Origin of the sequence: Paenibacillus sp. GM1FR, from assembly GCF_002803315.1 — a bacterium.
Lineage (GTDB): Bacteria > Bacillota > Bacilli > Paenibacillales > Paenibacillaceae > Paenibacillus > Paenibacillus amylolyticus.
Genome location: NZ_MKZL01000011.1, coordinates 29376 through 48493 on the forward strand (window position 1 = coordinate 29376; position 19118 = coordinate 48493).

Annotated in this window: 17 protein-coding genes; 10 read left to right on the forward strand and 7 right to left on the reverse strand. The window is 46.0% G+C overall.

Translation table 11 applies throughout. The annotated features are described in order from the left end of the window. Window positions 1-16: 16 nt before the first annotated feature. Genes PAEAM_RS06090 through PAEAM_RS06125 form a run of 8 tightly spaced genes read left to right on the forward strand, consistent with a single transcriptional unit; the run spans window position 17 to window position 8186 of the window. Window positions 17-1066, forward strand: a complete 1050-nt coding sequence (locus PAEAM_RS06090) for an HAD-IIIC family phosphatase (protein ID WP_100527632.1) — start codon at window positions 17-19, stop codon at window positions 1064-1066. A 15-nt stretch (window positions 1067-1081) separates the two neighbouring features. Further along, the gene (locus PAEAM_RS06095) at window positions 1082-1345 is read left to right on the forward strand and encodes an acyl carrier protein (RefSeq protein ID WP_017687156.1); all 264 of its coding nucleotides are present in this window, start codon (window positions 1082-1084) and stop codon (window positions 1343-1345) included. Beyond that, window positions 1342-2226 (forward strand): hypothetical protein, encoded by an 885-nt coding sequence (locus tag PAEAM_RS32110; RefSeq protein ID WP_017687157.1) that lies wholly within the window; start codon window positions 1342-1344, stop codon window positions 2224-2226. The genes PAEAM_RS06095 and PAEAM_RS32110 overlap by 4 nt, the downstream gene beginning before the upstream one ends. 25 nt (window positions 2227-2251) lie before the next feature. After that, entirely contained in the window at window positions 2252-2992 is a 741-nt protein-coding gene (locus tag PAEAM_RS06105; protein WP_036615200.1) for a thioesterase II family protein, read from the forward strand. A gap of 35 nt (window positions 2993-3027) precedes the next feature. Continuing rightward, on the forward strand, window positions 3028-5361 hold the full coding sequence (locus PAEAM_RS06110) for an ABC transporter permease (protein ID WP_076214241.1): 2334 nt from the start codon (window positions 3028-3030) through the stop codon (window positions 5359-5361). A gap of 12 nt (window positions 5362-5373) precedes the next feature. Next, window positions 5374-6141, forward strand: a complete 768-nt coding sequence (locus tag PAEAM_RS06115; protein WP_047843824.1) for an ABC transporter ATP-binding protein — start codon at window positions 5374-5376, stop codon at window positions 6139-6141. A gap of 60 nt (window positions 6142-6201) precedes the next feature. Next, a complete protein-coding gene (locus PAEAM_RS06120) occupies window positions 6202-6837 on the forward strand; it encodes a TetR/AcrR family transcriptional regulator (protein WP_036615194.1) in 636 nt (211 codons plus the stop codon). 20 nt (window positions 6838-6857) lie between these two features. Beyond that, a complete protein-coding gene (locus PAEAM_RS06125) occupies window positions 6858-8186 on the forward strand; it encodes an MFS transporter (RefSeq protein ID WP_074095940.1) in 1329 nt (442 codons plus the stop codon). A 162-nt stretch (window positions 8187-8348) separates the two neighbouring features. Here the strand turns inward: PAEAM_RS06125 and PAEAM_RS06130 are convergent, their stop codons facing one another. The 3 genes from PAEAM_RS06130 to PAEAM_RS06140 form a co-directional block, all read right to left on the reverse strand. Next, on the reverse strand, window positions 8349-9173 hold the full coding sequence (locus PAEAM_RS06130; RefSeq protein WP_100527000.1) for a carbohydrate ABC transporter permease: 825 nt from the start codon (window positions 9171-9173) through the stop codon (window positions 8349-8351). Window position 9174: 1 nt separating this feature from the next. Further along, window positions 9175-10047, reverse strand: a complete 873-nt coding sequence (locus PAEAM_RS06135) for a carbohydrate ABC transporter permease (protein WP_017687164.1) — start codon at window positions 10045-10047, stop codon at window positions 9175-9177. Between the two features lie 100 nt (window positions 10048-10147). Beyond that, window positions 10148-11452: an ABC transporter substrate-binding protein gene (locus PAEAM_RS06140; protein WP_243391280.1), complete on the reverse strand. Its 1305-nt coding sequence runs from the start codon at window positions 11450-11452 to the stop codon at window positions 10148-10150. Window positions 11453-11620: 168 nt separating this feature from the next. Between PAEAM_RS06140 and PAEAM_RS06145 the strand changes: the two genes are divergently transcribed. Continuing rightward, window positions 11621-13528 (forward strand): cache domain-containing sensor histidine kinase, encoded by a 1908-nt coding sequence (locus PAEAM_RS06145; RefSeq protein WP_243391281.1) that lies wholly within the window; start codon window positions 11621-11623, stop codon window positions 13526-13528. Further along, window positions 13512-14321, forward strand: a complete 810-nt coding sequence (locus tag PAEAM_RS06150; RefSeq protein ID WP_036668535.1) for a response regulator transcription factor — start codon at window positions 13512-13514, stop codon at window positions 14319-14321. Before PAEAM_RS06145 ends, PAEAM_RS06150 begins: the two co-directional genes overlap by 17 nt. Here PAEAM_RS06150 and PAEAM_RS06155 read toward each other — a convergent pair whose 3' ends face one another. From PAEAM_RS06155 to nirB, 4 genes are all read right to left on the reverse strand, one after another. Continuing rightward, a complete protein-coding gene (locus tag PAEAM_RS06155) occupies window positions 14322-14951 on the reverse strand; it encodes a YfbR-like 5'-deoxynucleotidase (protein WP_091028327.1) in 630 nt (209 codons plus the stop codon). A gap of 285 nt (window positions 14952-15236) precedes the next feature. Beyond that, window positions 15237-16019, reverse strand: a complete 783-nt coding sequence (locus PAEAM_RS06160) for a formate/nitrite transporter family protein (protein WP_100527002.1) — start codon at window positions 16017-16019, stop codon at window positions 15237-15239. Window positions 16020-16068: 49 nt separating this feature from the next. Next, window positions 16069-16395, reverse strand: a complete 327-nt coding sequence (gene nirD / locus PAEAM_RS06165) for a nitrite reductase small subunit NirD (RefSeq protein ID WP_100527003.1) — start codon at window positions 16393-16395, stop codon at window positions 16069-16071. A gap of 55 nt (window positions 16396-16450) precedes the next feature. Continuing rightward, window positions 16451-18880 carry a nitrite reductase large subunit NirB gene (nirB, locus tag PAEAM_RS06170; RefSeq protein WP_100527004.1) on the reverse strand — a complete coding sequence of 810 codons (2430 nt, stop codon included), beginning with the start codon at window positions 18878-18880 and terminating at the stop codon, window positions 16451-16453. Window positions 18881-19118: the final 238 nt, after the last annotated feature.

Genomic DNA, 19118 nt, shown 5'->3' on the forward strand with positions numbered 1-19118 from the left:
GAAGGGTGGCATGACCATGGAAAAGCTCAAGGATATCAAGTGTATTGTTTGGGATCTGGACCACACCATATGGGATGGGGTTTTGCTTGAATCTGCAGATGTGCAACTGAAGCCGGGCTTAAAGGAGGTGATTGAAAAACTGGACCAGCGAGGTATTTTGCACTCTGTTGCCAGTAAAAATGATGCAGAGCTAGCTTGGGCGAAACTAAACGAACTGGGCATCGCCGAATATTTTCTGTATCCCGAAATCCATTGGGATGCGAAGTCCGTCTCTGTTCAGCGGATTCAGCAGAACATTAATATCGGCATGGATGCCATTCTGTTTGTGGATGATCAACCTTTTGAACTGGAAGAAGTGCAAAGTGTACATGCTGACATCCAGGTACTTCATGCGGATCAATATGAAACCATGCTTGATGACCCAAGGCTGATGCCTCGATTCATTACAGCCGACTCTGCGTGCAGAAGGCAGATGTACCAGGCGGATACGCTCCGTAAACAGGCTGAGGAACAGTATGAGGGACCTTCAGAACAATTTCTGGCTACGCTTGGCATGAAATTTTCCATTTACGAGGCTACTGAGGATGATCTTCAACGTGCAGAGGAACTTACCGTTCGCACCAATCAACTAAATGCAACGGGAATTACCTACAGTTACGAGGAGCTGCACCAACTGATGACCTCGCAGGACCATATGTTATTGGTGTGTGAACTCGAAGACAAATACGGGACGTATGGCAAAATTGGGCTTGCACTTATTCACATGCAGCAGAAAGTATGGCGGCTAAACATGCTTCTAATGTCTTGCAGAGTGATGTCCAGGGGAGCAGGGAGTGTACTGCTAACGTATATCATGCGTGAAGCTCAGAAGCAGGGCAAACAGATGCTTGCGGACTTTAGGGATACCGGAAGGAACCGGATGATGAATATCAGCTATCGCTTTGCCGGTTTCAAGCAGCAATCTGCAGATCAGGAAGGAAGAGTACTGTTTTATCATGATTTACAGCAGGCTGTAGAGTTTCCAGACTACATTGAAGTTTTAGTGCCCGAGGGGCAACATCAATAACAAGGGGGAAGGGCAGTGGATTATCGTCAGGAAATTCGGGAGTTTATCGGGAACAACCTCACCATGGATCATGAGGACACTCAAATTAATGATAATGACAATTATTTTGAGCAGCGGTTCGTCAATTCGCTCTTTGCGATGCGTTTGGTGGACTTTGTAGAGCGTAGATTCCAGATTGAGATAGCAAATGAAGATCTGGATTTGGCTAATTTCTGCACGATTAACCGTTTGCATGATCTTATTGAGAGAAAGTTGACTGAGAAGGAGGCGGCACTATGATTACAGCTAATCAGGCATCCATTCGTCCAGTCACAAGTCCGGCAACCAGCCCGTCCAACAAATATATGTATTTGTTTTTGGGAATTTCCTTTGGCACATGTTATGGAATCGCAAGTTTGTTCATGTTCTTTGCGGATTTTATTGTACCCATAACAGGTGAGTTAACCTTGATGCATCCACTTGCGATCGTTGCTCTGTATTCACCTTCCATTGCCGGATTAATTACATGTTATGTGATGGGCGGAAAGGAAGCATTAAAAGGAATGTTTATGAAGCTGGTTCCGCGCAGACAGGACCTGTTCTGGATACCGCTCATTATTGGAATTTCCATCATCTTTGCATCAACAATGCACTTTGGTTCCTTGTTATTCGGCATACCGGTCCCTGAGCTGACATATAGTGTACCTGAAATGATCTGGTTGGGAATTGTGAATCTGATCAAGGAGACGGGGCTGATTGGTGGGCTGTTTGGCTGGATCGGATTTTTGCTTCCATTCTTGCAAGGGAAGTTAAAAAATAATATAACAAGTGGTCTGATTACCGGCCTGTTGTTCGGATTATGGGTGCTTCCGGGATACTTGATTTCCTCTTTTGGCACCTCAACCACTTACATATACTACGTTGTTCAGCTTATGGCATTTATCGTGTTCCAAAGTTATATCTTCAATGCAACCAAAGGTACACTTCTGTTTTATCTGCTTGCATTCTGGCTTGTAGCCACAGGAAGTCAAATTGATTTGTACTACTTTAATCCGCAAGTTCAAATTATGCAATTCTTCTTTTTTGCAATATCGGCTATTGTCATACATGTCATCTTCAAGCGTAAAAATGTGGATACTTCACTTCAGACATTCCCTGCATATGTTCTGGAAAGAAAGTAAGCCTGGTTATGGTGGTGGATAAGTGATGGAACCGATCTATTTGGAGCAGTTACAAAAGGGGGAGGGAAACAGACAAATGGTCTGTTTTCCTTATCTCGGTGGCAACTCCAACAGTTTTCAGCCCCTAGTGCCGTACCTTCCTGACACGGAAATTTGGGCGTTTACGCCCCCGGGTCATGGTCTGAACACCGAAACTCCCCTGGAGCATATGCAGCAACTCGTAGAACTGTATACCAGCAAGCTGCTGGATGTTATACAGCCCGGCAGTCTGTTATTTGGACATAGTCTGGGAGGAATTACAGCCTACTTCGTTGCGCAGCGCTTATGTCAGGAACGTCCAGATGTAGCTAAAACGCTACGGCTTGTGTTATCTGCCTGCAACACGCCTGACGAATGCGGGATGCAGAATTATGATCGGATGTCAGACGAAAATCTGATTGATCATCTGTTTTCCTATGAAGCTCTCCCGCAAGAACTGATACATGAAAAAGAATTATTGAATTATTTTCTGCCCGTCATCCGGGCGGATTTCAGGATGCTGGAATCTGCAGCAACGCTTGAATATGAGCCGCTCTCATTGCCGGTATTGTATCTGTGGGGAGAACGGGATCGTACTGTTACCCTTCAATCAGCGTTGAGATGGGGCCGATATTTTGGCACATCCATGAAGCTTCAAACCATCAAAGAGGGTGCTCATATGTTCATGATGCATCAACCTTCAACGGTGGCGCATTGTCTGACAAGCTTTATGACTCCAGATAAATAGGAACAACTTGTAGATGAGAGGAGCCATGTTCGTTTATGCTGCTACGAATGCTGAGAAACGATATAACGAGAAAAAAAGGGATTACGGCTGCGTTGTTTATTTTTGTACTGTTGGCCGCCTTGCTGGTATCTTCGGGGTCACGAATGATTATGGAACTGACGAGTTCCATTCAATATCTATTTTCTGAATCCAAAACACCACACTTTGTGCAAATGCATGCCGGAGAGATCGATCAAGCCAAAGTGAACACATGGGCTGAAGAAAATGCCATGGTCCAGCAGCATCAGATTGTGGAAATGGTCAACATTGACGGCTCTAATCTGTTTCTCGGAGCAGAGTCCGAAAAGAACAGTGTTATGGACATTGACTTTGTTACACAGAATCAGGGTTTCGACTATTTGTTGAATCTGGACAGTGAGATTATTCAGGTCAACGATGGCGAGATCGCGGTTCCGGTATATTACATGCAGCAAAAAAAATTGAGCGTGGGCGACCAGGTTCGGATCGATAATGGTCAATTTGAGCGTTCTTACACCATCGTTGATTTTGTCCGTGATGCTCAGATGAATCCATCGGTTGTGCACTCCAAACGGTTTATCGTGAGTGCAGGGAATTTGCAGGAACTGAAGCAGAGCATCGGAGAGATGGAGTATCTCATCGAATTCCGGTTGACGGATCCCGGACTGACGAGTGAATTTACCCAGGCTTACCAAAATGCCGGACTTCCTAATGCGGGTCCAGTCGTAACCTATGGGCTGTTCCAGGTACTGAATGCCATGACCGACGGAGTTATTGCAGCCGTTATTATTCTGGTCAGTCTTGTGCTGATTCTGATTGCGATGCTTTGCATCCGATTCACGATGCTTGCGACCATCGAAGAGGATTATCGTGAGATTAGTGTCATGAAAGCGATTGGAATCGCAGAGAAGGATATTAAGAGACTGTATCTGATGAAGTATGTATTTATGGCCGGATTTGCATCCGTGCTTGGTTACATTGCATCACTTGGCGTTAACAGACTATTTGTTTCCAACATCATGTTGTATATGGGAAAAGCACCCGCAACCCTGTTGCATTTCGCGATTCCGTTATTAGCCGCTGGAATAATATTTGCCATGGTTGTTCTGTTCTGTCGAACGGTACTGCGACGTTTTCGTTCCATCTCCGCGGTGGATGCTCTCCGTACCGGGAGCCTGGGCGATACACAGATCATTCGAAACCGGCTTAGTTTGTCCCGCAATCGCTGGTCTTCCGTACCTGTCTTTCTTGGTCTGAAGGAAGTGATACAGCGAATCAAGATGTTCCGATTATTGTTGTTTGTCTTTGTAGTCAGTTCATTTATCATGATTGTGCCGGTCAACTTCCTGAACACTTTGCAGGCGCCAAGTTTTATTTCTTATATGGGTGTTGGACAAAGTGATATTCGCATTGACTTGAGGCACACAGATGATGTGGAGCAGCGTTATGACAATCTGGTTGCCCAGATCCAAAATGATAAAGACATCAAAACCTATTCCCCATTGGTAACAAGCCAGTTCAAGATTAAAAATGCGGAAGGAAGTTACGACAATCTGAGTGTAGAAACTGGGGATTTCAGTATTTTCCCATTGTCTTATGTTAGCGGTAATGCGCCAACAACCGAGAATGAAATTGCGTTATCTGATGCCAACAGTAGCGAGCTGCGCCTGAAGACTGGTGAGCAACTTACCTTGCTGGTTAATGGCAAGGACCAGATGATGACGGTCAGCGGAATATACCAGGACGTTACGAATGGTGGCAAAACGGCGAAGGCCTTATTACCTTACAACAAGGATAGTGTGTTGTGGTACGTGGTCAGTTTGGATCTGAATAATCGCGGGGACATGGCTACCAAAATTGCTGAATATGAGGCGGCTTTCTCGCCAGCCAAAGTAACCGATCTTCAAGGTTATCTGGATCAGACGTTAGGCGGAACCATCCAACAATTGAAAATGGTGACGATGCTGGCCTTGGTCATCGGTGTCTTCATATCTATTTTAATTACAGCACTGTTCCTTCAGATGTTAGTAGCCAAGGACAACAATGACATTGCTGTACTAAGAAGCCTTGGGTTTGCCTTGTCTAAAATCAAGTTCAAGTATGTCGTGATGTCACTTGTCATATTAATCTTAGGGGTTGTTACTGGAACGATATTGTCCAATACGTTGGGTCCGTTGCTAGTTAGTGCCATTATGTCGACGTTTGGTGCTTCCAATATTGTCTTTGTTGTTAACCCGTTACAGGCATATATTTTGTGTCCATTGTTACTTGCAGGCACGATTGTACTGACAGCATGGATTAGTATCCAATCGATCAAGGAAACGAGCATATCCAAAATGATTGTCGAATAGGGAGGATCAACGATGACAACTATACTTGAGGCTAAAGACGTGAATAAATCCGTAGCGATCGGCGAGAATGAAGAACATAACATCTTAAAAGATATCAACCTTCAATTAAAAAAGGGAGAATTTGTTTCCATCATGGGGCCATCTGGCTCAGGCAAGTCTACCTTACTGTACAACATAAGTGGTATGGATCAGATTAGTGCTGGAAGTGTCTATTTTAATGGCAAAAAAATATCGGCATTTGAGGAGAGGGATCTGGCAAGTCTACGTTTGACCAAGATGGGATTCATCTTTCAAAATATTCATCTGCTCAAGAATCTGAATCTGTTAGACAATATTGTACTTTCCGCGTATCTGGCCAAGAATAGCAGCAGAGAAACGATTAATACACGGGCAATGTCATTAATGAAAAAAATGGGGATTGATGAGCTTGCTGGGCATAACATCACCCAAGCCTCAGGCGGACAGCTTCAACGGATTGCCATCTGCCGTGCGCTGATCAATAATCCAGATATTTTATTCGGCGATGAACCAACGGGGGCGCTGAATTCCAAATCAACGTATGAAATCATGGATATTCTGGGCGATATTAATGCAACCGGTACAACCATTCTGCTGGTGACCCATGATGTGAAAGTCGCTGCCAGATCGGAACGTGTACTGTTTATGATGGACGGTAAGCTGGTTGCAGACAGAAATATTGGAAAATATGCAAGAGAGCGTCAGGATCTGAAAACAAGGGAAAGCCATTTGGCGCAATGGTTGACTGAAATGGGGTTCTAAAAAAAGAACTCCATGACTACAATAGACCGACAGTCGGTCGAACGTATCGGAGGCCAGGATATGAGACTGATAAAAAACCCGGAAGAACGCAGGAATGAGATTTTGGATGCCGCCGAGATTCTGTTCATAACAAAGGGGTACACCAAAGCTACGGTCATGGATATCCTTCAGGCGTGCAACATTGCCAAGGGTACATTTTATTATTATTTTCAGTCCAAGGAAGAGGTTATGAACGCCATCGTGATGCGTTTTATTCTGAGTGGGGAGGCATCGGCCAGGCACGTGGTGTCCGACCCCAAACTGAACGCCCATGACAAAATTTTTCGCATCATGATGGCGCAGAATCAGCCTGACGGCAGAAAACATGATCTCATCGAGCAATTGCACAGTGTTCATAATGTGGAGATGCACCAAAAGAGTCTTGTAGAGACGGTAATTCGATTAAGTCCCATCTTGGCCGAGGTGGTAGAGCAGGGCATTCAGGAGGGGGTATTTCATACACCTAACCCAAAGGAATCCATCGAATTCCTGCTCGTATCGTCACAATTTTTGCTGGATCGAGGCATCTTTCAATGGGAGGAGGAAGAACTCCAAAAAAAGGTTGAAGCATTCACACATATTATGGAACGTGTGCTGGGAGCAGAACAAGGAAGCTTCGCCTACGTCACTCGTCTTTATTTTCCGAATCAAGGTTAGCCGAGAAAGGAGTATTATCCATGGAACATACCGTTCAAAAATCATTTAAAAAGTTTCTGGTCGTATGGTTTGGTCAGCTCATCTCCATGATTGGGATTGGACTTACAGCCTTCTCCCTGGGGGTGTATGCCTTCGAAAAAACGAATACGGCAACAAGTGTTGCATTGATTACCTTATTCACGTTTCTGCCGAATATCCTGCTTCGACCTATTGGAGGGGTACTGGCAGACCGATTCGACCGTCGAACGATGATGATTATCGGCGACCTGGGGTCGGCAGCCGGTTTGATTTTCATTCTGTCCATTATGCTCACAGGTGATATCCAATTATGGCATATCTATGTGGGAGTGGCCTTTAGTTCCGTGTTTTCCGCGTTGCAGAGCCCGGCATATAAGGCCTCTGCTACGGACCTGCTGGATAAGGAACAATTCTCAAAAGGAAGCGGTCTTGTACAACTGGCTGAATCCTCGAAGTTTCTGTTTTCACCGATCATTGCTGGCATTCTGCTTAGTATAACAACTATTGAAGTCATTCTGGTCATTAATATTCTGACATTCCTGGTTGCCATTCTGGCTGTGCTGGTTATTCGGAAGAGCATGAAGGTGGAGCGAGAGGATCGAGAAGGAAAAAACTGGATCACCGATATTCAAGAGGGCTGGAGAGAAGTTGTAACCAACAAGGGAGTACTGTTGCTGGTGGTGATTATTTCACTTGTCACCTTTTATCTGGGATTCCTGGAGACACTCATTGGTCCGATGCTTCTGTCATTCACGGATGCAAAGACACTTGGAACGTTTCAGTCTGTTAGCGCCATCGGCATGCTGATTAGCAGCTTGTGCATCGGCATATTTACAATAACAAAGAGATATGCAAGTGTGCTTGTGATGGGTCTAATTTTGTGCGGCTTGTCTTTCTCGCTTCTGGGGATATCCACCAACATTTATTTTATTATCTTCGCAGGTTTTCTGTTCCTGTCATCACTGCCGTTTGTCAATATGAGCGCAGATGTGCTGGTGCGAAACAATATCGCCAACGATAAGCAGGGCAGGGTATGGGGAATCATTGGTATTCTGTCACAACTCGGGTTTATTATCGCGTACAGTTTGGCTGGATTTCTGGCCGACCATGTGTTTAATCCGTTGCTGATGGAGGGGGGAGCACTGGCTTCGTCCGTTGGTCAAATTATTGGAACTGGGCCAGGCAGAGGTATTGCCTTTCTGTTTATCATCGCGGGTCTGTTTGTTATTCTGATCGCAATAATCACATCCCGTTTGAAAATGATCAAATCTCTGGAACAGAGCCCAGATATAGCGGCTCCATCCGATGTTGGCGGGTTGGCGCACGATTAATTCGAATCCAACAGCGTAAGCCCTTGTCCGCAGCAGCGTGCAATACTTCTTCTGTACGAAGAAGTTATTCACACGATGAGCAGACAAGGGCTTTTTTGTGCTGAGGAGTCAGCAGATGTACTTAGACAAGATGTGTTTGTGTATTTGGATTGTCGGTGGAGCTTACCCTTTAACCGCCCCTGAAGTCAGTCCTCCTACAATATACTTTTGCCCAATGAGGAACACAATCAACACAGGCAATGACGTTAACACGATATCGGCACTGACCAGATTCCACTGGGCACTGAATTGTCCAAAGAAGTTATATACAGCCAGCGTCATCGGCCACATTTCCACTGTATTCAGCATATAGAGTGGGGCAGTAAACTCATTCCAGACACTCAGGAAATTAAGAACAAATACCGTTACCAGCACCGAGGTTAACAAAGGTACAATGATTCTCAGGAACAGCTTGATCCCATTACATCCGTCCATGATCGCGGCTTCATCCAGTTCCTTCGGGATGTTAGACACAAACGCATATGTAATGAACAGCGAGATTGGAATACCCATAGCCGTATAGAGCAGAATCATGCCGACATGTGAATTGATCATACCCATGGACTTCATGACTTCCATCAGCGGAATGTAGTTAAGCGGTAGGGTGATACCAAGAATCAGGAAAAAGTACAGAAACTTGCTGAGCTTCGAATGGTTGCGGGATAACGTGAAGGCCGAGAATGCCACAACAAACACCAATAGCAGGGAAGAGACCCCGGAGTGCAGCAGACTGTTGAAAAAAGAACCGCCCAAATGTCCCTGTTCATAGACGATTTTGTAATTTTCGAAAATAAACTTCTCGGGCAACGTCAGCTTCAGCACTTTGGCCTCGGCGTCCGACTTGAATGAATTCAGTACAATGACCACAAAAGGAATCAAGACCACCAGGCTAAGCAGCCAGGCGAGTGCATTTAACCCGATCGAAGCCAATCTTTTTCTCAATCGCATGTCAGTATTCCACCTTTCGGTTCATCAAACGAATGATGAAAAAGGAGATGATTGCCATGATGACAAACAGAATGGTAGATAGCGCACTCCCCAGTCCCCAATACCCTTTGGCAAAAGAGGAATAGACCGCCGTGTTAATCACATCTGTCGCGTTACCGGGGCCACCATTGGTTAACACGTATACGGCATCGAAAACTCTCAGCCCATATGTAATATTAAGCACCGTGGCGATGGTAATGGTAGGCATCAGCATCGGAATCGTAATTCGGAAAAGCTTCTGCCCGAACCCGGCGCCATCAATGGATGCTGCTTCGTAATAATCACGGGGAATGGCGAGCAGTCCGGCGATGAACAGCACCATGATGTATCCCATACCTTTCCACGTATCCACTGCCATAATGGATGGCATGGCCCAGGTCAGGGAGCCCAGCCAGTTCTGGGCGAGAACGTCCAGTCCCATGGAACGTAGGGTTACGTTAACGAACCCGTTGTTGGGGTCAAGCAGACTTTTGAACACAAGCCCAACAATCAGGAACGACAGCACCTGTGGTGAGAAGATAATCATCCGATGCAGATTGGCGGCCTTTACACCGCTAACCAAGAGTAGAGCCAGAAATAAGCCCAGAACGGTCTTGGCGATGGATGTAACCAGGGTGAAGAGGACTGTGTTTTTGATAAAAAGCAGATAGGTCGGATCACCCGCCAGAATGGTGCGGAAATGCTCCAGACCGATAAAGTTCTTCTCCGAACTATAACTGTTCCAGTCGGTGAAGGAGTAATAGATGCCCAGCAGGGCGGGAGCGACAATGAACAGTAGATATAATACAATCGCTCCAGATGAGAAATACCAGGGATAGATTTTGTTTGCATTCATAATCCGTAACACCTTTCCTTCCTGCCAAAATACACAAGCGGGCAAATGCCCGCTGCATGTAACGCTGTTCAGCGTTTATGTTTATCTGTGATTTGCGCTGTTACTGCCACTTCTCATCTTTCAGCACTTTGGCTTGTTCAGCGCGACGTTTATCAATATTTTGCAGAATCTGATCCGGTGTCATTGCACCGGCGAACATACCTGATAAGTCCTTGCCAATATCCATCCATTGTGGATCAATATATTTCACAGCGGCCTGCATGACCGTACCTTTTTCATGATTTTTCTCATAATCAATATAGTCCTGTGTCAGCTTTGGTTCGATTTCCGGCCAGCAGATTGTCAGGTTACCTTCACCTTCATCGAACACACGCTGCAGATGATCATGCTCGGTAATCCAGCGGAAGAATTTCAGCACTTCTTCGGGATGTTTACTGTTTTTGTTACCAAACATCGCAGCCGATCCGCCCGGGTTCACTCCAATCGTCTGATTGTCACCCCATGGCATGACGAAGAATCCCATATTGTCTTCCATTTCCGGATACGCTTCGGACACTTCCTTTTCCGTACCTGGCACCCGCAGCAGCATAGCCGCTTTCTCCTGACCAAACGCTTCAATTCCCGCTTCTACCGTATTAGACAAGAAGTCTTTGCCGAAATAACCGAGATCCGCAAATTCCTTCAATTGTTCAATGACCGTCTTGAGTTGCGTTATATCTGCGACTTTCATCTCATTGTTGTTTAATTTCTCGTAGGTTCCCGCTGTTGTTTGCTCATAGTTAGGCCCTGTTTCGAACAAAGGCAGAACCTGATACCACCCGCTGGCAGGTGCTTGATAGAACGGAATGATGTCTTTATCCTTAATTTTCTGGCTGATCGCCTTGAATTCGGCATAGGATGTAGGAGGCTCTATGCCGAGCTCTTGGAAGATACGTTTGTTATAGTACACATACCAGATTTTCGTTGGCGCAAAAGAAACCCCGTACACCTTGTCATTGTGACTGACGGTTGGCAAAATCTCTTCAGACATCCGACCTGTGAATTCCTCATTGGTCAGATCAATGGCATTTTCCTCCGGTCTTACGTTAGCCGGCATGCTCAGTGGGTCCACATCGACATTGAAAATGTCAGGTGCTTCGCCAGAGGCCAGTTTCACCTTGATCAGGTCCCGCCACTGTGCGTCAGGGACGACCTGGAAGTCAATTTTGACACCCGTCTCCTGCTCATATTCCTTGGCCATCGTCTGCATGATGCCTGTACGCGGAATACCGGATTGACTTGTTCCAAACGTGAGAGTCACCTTACCCGAACCTTCCGTACTTTTACCTGAGTTGCACCCGGCAAGCAGCAGAGTGGAGAGCAGGAGTACACTTGCAAGCGAAAATAGAAATCGTTTTCTCATCATTGAACCTCCCGGAATATAAAGAAAATTGTCACTTGCCGAAACGCTTAATGTAAGCGTATTCTTATGTGGATAACTTTACTGCGAACAAGGGATGTGCTCAATAGACAAAAGCGTTCTGTTGGGTGGACATTTTCGAATGGTGTGACAGATATCATCATAGGACGAGGTGTGTGGGAATTGCGGTATCGATTTGGAACGCTTCAGCAAAGTCTGTTTGTCTATTACTCTGCGGTATTTATTATCTTTTCGCTGATTGTGGCGGGGCTTCTGTATGTTTTTCTCGCAAGTGACATTCGTCAGCGAAGTGAAGAACAGCAGAGACAACTGGGGGTATCAATCGCCAGTAACCTGGATCAGGAAGTGGTGAAAATGAACAACTTTTCCATGAATATCGTGTACTCCAATCTGGTCAAAGAACACTTCAGTCACTACTTGGCACCAGCAGAAGGCAGTGAGCAGACAATGACGAGTGATCCAGCATTGTATAAGGATACAACCACACTAATTGATGTCATTCTTGCGATCATCAGCAGCTCCAATACAGCCAAGCAGGCCAATATCTATGATGTGAATGGCAAGATGTTGGGAGCGGGTGCATTCAACGGTCAACTGTCGGTAGACCTGACTCAGCGACCGTGGTACAAGGAAACCTGGGAGCGGAGTGGATGGCGGGTAATTCAACTGTTAGAGGGCGGAGCTTTGCCCATGCCGACCGGCGAGGGGAAATCGGATCAACCTTACATTTCGCTTACACGGGTATACAAAGATGGCAACTATGTCAGCCAGGGTGTCGTTGAGATTTTGCAGGATGCCGGAACCCTGTTTCAGCATTTGAATGAATTGCAGACAAATAACGACGATCTTCGGATCTATGTAGTGGATGAACAAAATACAAGGTTGTTTCCACTTTCTTCGGATGCCGAGGCTTCTCAAGCAGGCCATTTCGATGATGTGGACTTGATTCAAAATCTTTCATTTCCGCCTGATACGATGCAGGAGATCACCGATCCTTTGAATCAGTCCAAACAAATGATGACGTACATGACTTCACAAGAGACGGGATGGACCGTTATTGTCATGCAGTCCAAACAGTCCCTTTTCGCGAGTCTCAACCGGATGGCTGTGATGTTTATCGGTGCGACGTTAGCTACTCTCATGCTGATTCTGGTTCTCTCGTATCTGATTTCCAAACGGGTCACTTTGCCGCTGCATCGTTTGCAGCGCATTATTCAGAAAACGGGTGAGAATGATCTGTTATCGGGACAGGAATCCGGTCAGTTGTTCAAACTGGAGCATCCCGGTTCTATCCGGGAGATGGATGAGCTGAATGATACGTTTATCCGGCTGAATCAACAGCTTGTGCAATCGTTTCAGGACAGGCTGGCGATGAAATCTCAGGAGACAGAAGCAAGATTACTGGCGCTGCAATCCCAGATGAACCCGCATTTTCTCTATAACAACATCACTAATATTAGCATCATGGCGGAAGAGGGCATGAATGAGCAGATTGTCGCGTTCTGCGCCAATATTGCGTCTATGCTGCGTTATATTTCTACTCCGGGTAAGAACGGGGTTCCCCTGTCTCAAGAATTGAATTATTGTGAGCGATATCTGGAGTGTATGAAGATTAGGTTTGAGGATGATCTGCACTACGAGTTTCATATTCCGGAAGAGATGAAGTATATCCAGGTTCCGATGCTGATGGTACAACCACTCCTCGAAAATGCCATGAAATATGGACTGGGTGATACCCCGCCATGGAAACTGAATATTACTGGAGCTATGGATGCGGTACAGCAGACCTGGCAGATCCATGTGGAAGACAACGGGCCTGGCATGGAACCCGAAGCACTTGCCAAGATCATGCATTACATCGAACAGTCACAGGAGTGGGAGCGTATGCCTGATCTCGAAATCAACGGCATGGGACTCAAGAATATATGGGTCCGATTGAAATTATGGTATGGCACGGCAGCCCACATGCAGATTACGAACAAGCCTTCCGGCGGTGTCCAGATTACAATAGGTGGTTCCATTCGAAAGGAGCATGACCGAACCCGTGACAATCAAATATAGAACGATTATTGTGGAAGATGAAGCCCTGATTCGCCGGAATGTCTCGCGCAAATTCAGAGAGCTGGACACCCGGTTCGAGGTGATCGGTGAAGCGCGGAACGGTCAGGAAGCGTTACAGCTCATTGAACATTCCGTACCTGATCTGGTTGTAACTGATATACAGATGCCGGTAATGAATGGATTGGAACTCGCCAAACATCTGTACTTTGCCTATCCGCATGTGAAAATTGTCATTCTGAGTGGTTATCATGAATTCGAATATGCACGGCAGGCGATCAGTTACAAGGTGGAGGATTATCTGCTCAAACCATTATCGGAAGAACAGCTTCGTACACTGCTGGATGCGATGGAATTGAAGCTTGGGAGCGCTGTGGATTCGCTTGCGCATGTCAGTGCCGTGCTGGATGAGCAGGTGAAGCCGGAGGATATCGCAGAGGCCGTTAAGTTGTATTTGAAGCAGAATTACATGCATGAGATTACACTCCAGGACATGGCGGGACAGATGCATTTTAGTGTGGACTATCTGGGAAAGTGTTTTAAGAAAGTAACGGGTGAGACTCCGCTAAAATATATGACAGGTCTGCGGATTAATGAAGCGAAGCGCATGCTCGTCACGCACGAGAATATGGATATCAAGACCATTGGTGGAGCGGTAGGGTATAGTGATTCCCACTATTTCAGCCGGATCTTCAAAAACAAAACGGGCATGTACCCTAGCGAGTACCGACTGCAATTGCAGGAACGAAAAAAAGCCCTGTCCATGGATGATGAGCACCATGTTGACTTGAGCTGATTACTGGGCCAGAGCTTCTTCGGTTATTTTGCGAATATCAAACGGGGAGCGAATACCTTCATCGATCATGTCAGGGAGAATCTGTTCCAGGAAATACTGCACACAGTGGAGGTCGATATTTTTGATTTTGACCAAGGCATAACGGTACATAACAATAAATTCCTTCTCCGTATTGCCACGTTGGAGCTCAGCAAAGGCTTCATATACCTGATCCATCTTGTCTGCGACTTCGAGAATCAGTCCTTCAACCGATTGGTCTTTGCCCTCACGCAGCTGTCTGCGGAAAATAGGCTGGAACTCTTCAGGAATATTTTCATTAATAAAATGTTCAACCATGCCTTCTTCCACCTTTTGCAGCATCGAACGCAGCTCCAGTGAATAATGTTTGACGGGTGTTTTGATATCACCGATGAAGATTTCGCCATAATCATGACTGCTCGTAATTTCATATAACTTCTTCCAATCGATGGTGGTTCCATGTTGCTCCTCAATATCTGCGAGCGTTTTGGCGTACTGTACCACTTTCCAGGAATGAGCGGATACGCTATGTTCTTCGAATTTGAATTTGCCAGGTGTACGAATAATACGTTCAAGATCATTCAGTGACCTGAAGTACGTGTGAATTCCCATATAAGCGTTCATCCTTTGCTGGTTGAGTTATAAGTGTGAGTATCCATCGACTATACGCCAGTTATGTCAACTGTGGATTAACGCGGATAGCGACGAAGGTAAAATGAAGTTTTAATTCTCTATAGAAGGACAAGAGGATGAAAGGGAAACGTACGAGAGAGTACGCAGGTTATCGACAAACAATAAAAAGCCACGATGTGTGACTGAACGTGAGTTCGGCATCCATCGTGGCTTCAGTGTGTAGATGTTGTGCTCTAGGCTACATAAGTGCAGGTGAATCAAGAATTATGATTTTTTACGTACCGGAGAAGTATACCAATACGCCATTCCAACAAAGAGGGCACCGCCGATAATATTACCAAGCGTTACCGGAATCATGTTATGGAACCAGCCTGCCATCGTGATTGTATCCGGGTGGTTTGGCAGTAGCCAGGATAAAGACAGCAAAGTCATATTGGCAACACTGTGCTCATAACCACTTGCGATAAATGCGTACAGACACCACCAGATCAGAACAAGTTTGGCGATATCTTCTTTGGAGCGAGCTGCCATCCAGATCGCCAGACAGACGAGCCAGTTACAGAGAATGCCGCGGAAGAACAACTCAGACACGGGCGCCGCCATCTTTTTGGCAGAGACAACGAATAACAGATGTTCCGGTGTGGCCGTTTTGAACAGACCGCTACCAACAATGAGTAGACTTAATAGAATTGCGCCGAGCAGGTTACCAACAAAGACGAGCCCCCAGTTCTTCAGCGTTTCATTCACTGTGGTTCGGCCTGCCAGTGTACTCATGGTAAAGAACATATTGTTACCTGTAAACAGTTCCGATCCGGCAAAGATGACCAGCGTGAGCGCGAGTCCGAAGGACATGCCCATCAACATGGTTTGCAATGGTGACTGTGCCGCTAGGAGCGGAGCACCAATACTGAAGATCAGAACGATGCCAAGCCCTACATAGGCACCAGCCATCAAGGCAGCAACCATATATCGTGACAGGCTTGCGTTCATTTGATCCCGTTTTTTAACCGCAGCTTCAATAATTGCTTCAACACTTGGTGTATACATCACGGTTTCCCCCATTATTTTGCATCAATCTTTGAACGTTTCAATGGAGCTATATTTCAATCCAGACCTGGCCATGCTCTACCTTCACCGGATACATCTGCACCTGCCCATTGTCCGGTGCTTGCACAAGACCGGTAGTCAGGTCGATTTTCCAATCATACAGCGGATCGTACAGATAATGCCCGGACACGATGCCTTCTGCCAGCGGCCCACCCTTAGGGTGGGGGGTGTGATTATCCGCAGCGAAGATGGTACCATCCGATGCACGAAAGACAGCAAGCTGATGGCCCTTAATCTCAACTACTCTTCCGATTCGTGGCAGGAATTCTTCAACTACTCCGGCAGGGAAGTAGGTGCCTGATTGTTTTGTCGTCATCTTAAACCACTCCTTATCTATTTAACATTCTCCAGTATTAATCCTGCAAGCTTGCTTATGGACGAGCCGATACTTCGATTCCATGGAACATTTTGCTTTGGCCTTCTTCATTGCGAATCGCTTTTTGCCAAGGTTCTTCAACATGCTCAAGTGCAAATTCAATCCGCTGCATCAACGCTTTACGTTCCTCAAGGTTATCCACAACAACCGAACGAATACGCTCCAGACCCATGCGTTCCACCCACTCGGACGTCCGTTCCAGATAGTTACCTGTCTCGCGGTAATATTGCATGATGGCGCCGCACAGTTCGATCAACTCTTCATCCGTTTTCACTTTGCATAAGGAATCAGCCAGTCTAGCTTTAATACCACCGTTACCACCGATGAAGATTTCCCAGCCGCCGTCGTTACCTACGATACCGATATCTTTGGTACATGCCTCTGCACAGTTCCGCGGACAACCGTTGACGGCATATTTAAACTTGGCTGGCAGATCCAGACGTTCGAATTTACGTTCGATGCGAGCACCCATGGCCATGGAATCCTGTGTACCGAATCGGCAGAATTGGGAGCCGACACATGTTTTGACTGTACGCAGCGATTTGGCGTATGCATAACCTGAAGGCATATCCAGTTCTGCCCAGACTTTAGTCAGATCTTCTTTTTTGACACCAATCAAGTCGAGACGCTGACCGCCAGTCACTTTGACTGCTTTCACATCATATTTGACCGAAACGTCAGCGATGCGTTTAAGGTCTGCCGGTGTAGTTACCCCGCCATACATCCGAGGTACAACCGTATACGTTCCATCTTTTTGAATATTCGCGTTCATCCGTTCGTTAACAAAACGGGATTCTTTCTCATCTTCGTGTGTGTCTGGTGCAATCATGCCAAGGTAATAGTTGATCGCCGGACGACATTTGGAACAACCTTCTGGCTGACTCCAACCCAGTACATTCATGACCTCTTTGGTCGTTTGTAATCCTTTTGCACGAATCTCGGCTACGATTTCATCTCGACCCATGGAAGTACATCCGCAGATGCCCTGTTTGGCTCCAGTACTGAAACTGTCTCCAAGTACATATTGCAGAATCTGTTCCACAACCGGTTTACACCCACCGCAAGAGCGTGTTGCACCGGTACAGGCTTTGATTTCATCAACAGTGGTAAGGCCTTGGTTTGTTATTACATCAACAATGGCTCCTTTGGTTACCCCGTTACATCCACAGACGATTTCGTCCTCGGGCATCGTTTCAACAGAGGTTGCTTTTTTATGACCGCCGCAGCCTGTACCCATGAGTGAACCGTACAATTCCTCGGTCATTTCGGTTTGATTTTTAATCAGTTTCTGCAACTCGGCAGAATCCGTAATGTCACCGAAGAGAACAGCGCCGACCATTTTATTATCACGAAGCAGAATTTTTTTGTAGGTCCGTTTCCAGTCATCTTTGTGCGAAATGACGGTGTGCTCTGGACTGTCGATGAATTCACCGGTTGAAAACACGTCCACACCCGAAATTTTCAATTTCGTGGATACAACTGAACCTTCATAAGGAGCGGTCTCCACACCGCAGATATGTTTCGCCAGAATCATACCTTGCTCGAACAATGGGGCAACGAGGCCGTAACATACCCCGCGGTGCTCTGTACATTCCCCGACCGAATACACATTCTCTAGGGAAGTCTGCATATAGTCATTCACGACAATACCCCGGTTCACTTCCATACCGCTTTCGCGGGCTACAGCCGTATTGGGTTTAATGCCTACAGCCATGACCACAAAATCAACATTCAGAACCGTATCATCTGCAAAACGTATCCCTTCAACGCGTTCGCCGCCCAGCAGTTCGGAAGTCTGCGCACCCATCTTGAACCGGATACCCTGACGTTCGAGTTCTGCCTTCAACATGGCTGAAGCTTGTGGATCAAGCTGACGCTCCATCAGATCTTCCATCAGATGCACTACAGTAACTTCCATGCCAAGTTGTACCAATCCTTTGGCAGCTTCAAGGCCTAGCAGTCCGCCCCCGATAACGGCCGCTCGTTTATACTGCTTAGCAGCATCCAACATGACATTACAATCGGCGATATCGCGAAAACCAACAACACCCTCTTTGTCATGTCCCGGTACGGGGAGAATGAAGGAGTTGGAGCCTGTTGCAATGATGATTTTGTCATAAGGAACGCGAGTTCCATCTTCAGTCACAACTTCGTGTGTCTCGGCATCGATTCGTGTAACCGTTGTGCCTGTGTGCAGCGTAATGCCGTAATCTTCATACCAGTGAAGGTCGTTCAGCACGATATCGTCCAGTGTTTTGCTTCCTTCCAGTACATAAGACAACATAATGCGGTTGTAGTTAGGATAGGGCTCTGTGCCAAAAACGGTAATATCAAATCGCGTAGTTAATTTTAAAATTTGCTCAACGGTACTAATTCCTGCCATTCCGTTACCTATGATAACGAGTTTCTCTTTTTTTCCGTTCATGTGTGTATGCCTCCTTGGATAGACGCTGTACATTACCAACAATTTTAGTGGTTTATATTTGAAATTATACAAGTAGTTGACGACAGTTTATGTGATTTAATTCACTAATAAGGATAGAAGAGTCATAAATATAATAGTGTGAGCCCCATCACAGAAAGTTATATTTATTTTCATACAAATAAGAAATGCGAACTATTGTTCTTATTTTGTTTTCGTTGTAAAATCGGAACTGGGCCGT